The organism is Mesorhizobium sp. M2C.T.Ca.TU.002.02.1.1, from assembly GCF_003997225.1.
In genome coordinates this window covers 1-3,760 of the sequence record NZ_RZTO01000626.1, presented here as the reverse complement: position 1 = coordinate 3,760, position 3,760 = coordinate 1, and the positions used below count along the sequence as shown (strand labels likewise).

Annotated in this window: 1 protein-coding gene and 2 pseudogenes; all 3 read left to right on the top strand. The window is 64.7% G+C overall.

Features of this window, described 5'->3' with window-relative positions:
- Window positions 1-235, top strand: a pseudogene (locus tag EOD07_RS26345) (urocanate hydratase); the annotation flags it as partial.
- Between the two features lie 114 nt (window positions 236-349).
- Complete coding sequence (locus EOD07_RS26340; RefSeq protein WP_127237494.1) at window positions 350-937, top strand: HutD family protein; 588 nt, start codon at window positions 350-352, stop codon at window positions 935-937.
- A 270-nt stretch (window positions 938-1,207) separates the two neighbouring features.
- A pseudogene (locus tag EOD07_RS26335) lies at window positions 1,208-3,760 on the top strand (protein ndvB); the annotation flags it as partial.

Sequence of the window (3,760 nt, the reverse complement as noted above, 5' to 3'; positions counted from 1 at the left end):
CTCCGGCGCCACCTGGGTGTCGCTGCACCATGGCGGCGGCGTCGGCATGGGCTTCTCCCAGCATGCCGGCATGGTGATCGTCGCCGACGGCACGGCTGAGGCGGCCAAGCGCCTGGAGCGCGTGCTGTGGAACGACCCGGCGACCGGCGTCATGCGTCATGCCGACGCCGGCTACGACATCGCCATCGAGTGCGCCAAGGAGCACCAGCTCAACCTGCCGGGCATACTGGGCTAGAGCATGATGCCGAAAAGTGTGAAACGGTTTTCTGACAACATCATGCTCCATACCAAGAAGACAGAGCCGGATGATTTCAAGTCGAATCGACTTGAAATCGTTCGGCTCTAAGCCATGCGCATCCTCCGTGCCGCCGATTACCGCGTCATGCCGTGGAAGAATGGCGGCGGTACGACCACCGAGATCGCCGTTTCGCCCGAAGGAGCCGGGCTCGACGATTTCGACTGGCGCATCTCCATGGCCCGCGTCGAAACCAGCGGGCCGTTCTCCAGCTTCGCCGGCATCGACCGCACGCTGTCGGTGCTGGAAGGCGAGGGGATTGTCCTCGACGTCGCCGGCCTGCCCCCGACGCGGCTGACCGCGGCCTCAGTGCCGCTCGCCTTTCCGGGCGACGTGCCGACCAGTGCTGCGCTGATCGGCGGTCCGATCACCGATCTCAACGTCATGACCCGCCGTGGCCGCATGGCCCATGAGGTCGAGCGCCGGCCTTTCTCCGCCGAGATTCGCCTCGCGCCGCGCGCCGACACCACGCTCGTTCTTGCCGTTGGCGCCGGCGCCAGCCTCTTCACGGACGATGCGCCGAGCTTGGAACCACTCGATATGCTGATCGTCGACCGGGACAGCCCGGAATTGCGGCTTCAGCCAAAGGGGCAGGGCCTGCTTTTCGTGATCGGGCTCCACCGCCTCGCCGCCAACCGTTAACGGCTGTTGCCAAACATGATCGCGGCTCAGGCGAATTATCGCTCGGCCCCTTGCATGTATCACGAAAAAGCCTGAATCCTTGCCCTGATCCAACCGGGGGCGGAGAGCGAGGGGCGTTCGCCCACGAGCTGTCGAAAGGGCACGCCCCCATTGTGGTGCGCAAAACAAACTTTCGGCCGATCAATCATGCAACCAATTGCAATTGAACCGGTTTTAGGGCCATTGCCGTGGCGGTGACGCCGCATTGCGCCCCCGCTTACGGAATTTTCAATGAACATTCAGACGAATCCGAACAAAATCGAACAGACAAGCGCCGGCTTCCCGACGGTGACGGAAGCGCCGATACGCTCCAATTTCCTGCCTGAGGACCGGCTGCGCGCCTTGGGCGTCGCGCTCGCCAAGGGCGAGGTCAAGGAATTGTTCGGCCTTGCCCCGTTCGAGTTCCAGGCCCGCATCCGCGACAACGCCAAGAAGATTCTCGAAGTCTATCGCTCGACCAATGCCGCGCAGGCCAAGGGCGAAACCATCACGCCTGCCGCGCAATGGCTGCTCGACAACAATTACCTGGTCGAGGAGACCATCTTCCAGGTCAAGCGCGACCTGCCGCGCCGCTTCTACCGGCAATTGCCGACGCTCACGCTCGGCAACGGCACGGTGCTGCCACGCGCCTTCGTCGTTGCCTGGAGCTATGTCGAGCATTCCGACAGCTCCGTCTCGGCCAACATGTTCAAGGCGATCGTCGAGGGCTTCCAGTCGGTCGAGCCGATGAAGATCGGCGAGCTCTGGGCGCTACCGTCGCTGCTGCGCTTCGTGCTGATCGAGAACCTGCGCCGCATCGCCGTGCGCGTCGAGCGCACCAGGCAGATGCGCCATATCGCCAACGAGGTCGCCGACCGGGTGCTTGCGACCGACGACAATGCCGACCGCACCAGGATCCTGTCCAGCTACAGCGCGCATGCGCAGGACACCACTTTCGCCACCCAGCTGCTTTACCGCCTGCGCGACGGGTCGCAGAATGCCGGCCGCGCGCTGGAATGGTTGGAGGGCGAGCTCGAGAAGAGCGGCTCCGACGCCGAAGAGATCATCATCTCCGAGCATCAGACGCTGTCTTCGGGCAACGTCACCACCGGCAACATCATTCGCGGCCTGCGCCTCATCAACGACGTCGACTGGACGGTCTGGTTCGAAGGCGTCAGCCGCATCGACACGCTGCTGCGCGAAAAGACCGATTTCGCCGACCTCGATTTCTTCTCGCGCGACCAGTACCGCACCGCGATCGAGCAGCTGGCGCGCCGCTCGGATCTCTCCGAATACCGCGTCGCCGAAAAGGCGATCGAGCTTGCCGGTCATACGCCCGGGCTCACCGATGCGTCCGGCGTGCCGGAGACGGCGGACCCCGCCGTGCATACCGATGTCGGCTTCTTCCTAGTCGGGCCGCGCCGGCAGGAACTGGAAAAAGCGATCGGCTACCGCCCGCCCTTCTATGTGACCTTCAAGCGCGGCTTTGCCAGCGCCGGCTGGCTGGGCATCGTCGTGCCGGTCTTCCTGCTGACGGTGCTGCTGCTGGTGCTCTCGGGCAGGGCGCTCGCCAATCTCGGCCTGTCGGTGGAATCGATCACGCTGATGCTGGCGCTGTTCGCCGTGCCGGCAAGCGAGGGCGCGCTGGCCTTCTTCAACACCGTGGTGGCGCTGTTCCTCAAGCCGACCAGGCTTGTCGGCTACGACTACAACAAGCACGGCATTCCGGCCGGGGCGCGCACGCTGGTCGTGGTGCCCTCGCTGATCGGCTCGCGCGACGATGTCGAGGAAAACATCCGCAACATCGAGGTGCATCACCTCGCCAACACGGCGCAGGAGATCCATTTCGCGCTGTTGTCCGACTGGCCGGACTCCAAGACCGAGATCGACGCCGCCGACATCGAGATCCTGCAATATGCCCGCGACGAGATCGCCAGGCTCAACGCGCGCTATCCGTCGGAAGGCTCGCCGCGCTTCTACCTCCTGCACCGGCGCCGGCTCTACAACCAGGCGCAGGGCTGCTGGATGGGCTGGGAGCGCAAGCGCGGCAAGCTGCATGAGTTGAACCTTCTCTTGCGCGGCGACAGCGACACCACCTTCCTGCCGCTCGACGTGCCGCTGCCGGAAAAGGTCGTCTATGTGATGACGCTCGACGCCGACACGCGCACCACGCGCGACGCGGTTTCGAGCCTTGTCGGCAAGCTCGCCCATCCGCTCAACCGCCCGCATTTCGATCCGGTGAAGCGTGTCGTCACCGCCGGATACACCATCCTGCAGCCGCGCATCACCGCTTCGCTGACCAGCGGCGACGACGCCTCCTTCTTCCAGCGCGTCTTCTCGGCCAATCGCGGTCTCGACCCTTATGTGTTCGCCGTCTCCGACATCTATCAGGACGTCTTCGGCGACGGGTCCTTCACCGGCAAGGGCCTTTACCATGTCGACGCCTTCGAGGCGGCGCTGAAGAACCGCATCGACGAAAACACCATCCTCAGCCACGACCTGCTCGAGGGCGCGCTGGCGCGCGCCGCTTTGGTCACCGACGTCGAGCTGGTCGAGGACTATCCGACCCGCTACTCGGTCGACGCCTCGCGCCACCACCGCTGGGCGCGTGGCGACTGGCAGCTGCTCGGCTATATCTTCGACCCGCGATCCGGCGTGCCGGCGCTGTCGCGCTGGAAGATGGTCGACAATCTGCGCCGCTCGGTCACCCCAATCTTCTGGGTCATGGCCTGCGTCGCCGGTTGGACGCTGCTGCCCTTCACCCAGGCCGCGCAGTGGCAGGCGCTTTTGATCCTCACCCTGTTC